At 39.6% G+C, this 225-nt stretch carries 1 protein-coding gene; it reads right to left on the reverse strand.

Annotation, left to right across the window (positions count from 1 at the left end; genetic code table 11):
- The coding region (locus IAE51_RS12390; protein WP_200095658.1) for a hypothetical protein at positions 1 to 225 on the reverse strand (225 nt) is incomplete at both ends.

The following is a 225-nucleotide window of genomic DNA, read 5'->3' on the forward strand; positions in this document are numbered from 1 at the left end:
CTATCTGAAACTGAATCGCTGATTGAATCGGATGTTGAATCACTATCTGAAACTGAGTCACTGATTGAGTCAGACGTTGAATCACTATCTGAAACTGAATCGCTGATTGAGTCAGAGGTTGAGTCGCTATCTGAATCGCTTAGAGAATCACTATCGGATACAGAGTCTGATACAGAATCACTTGTGGAATCTGATAATGAATCAGAATCACTGTTGGAATCACTA

It is taken from the genome of Lactococcus sp. S64 (assembly GCF_016516525.1).
GTDB classification, from domain to species: Bacteria; Bacillota; Bacilli; order Lactobacillales; family Streptococcaceae; genus Lactococcus; species Lactococcus lactis.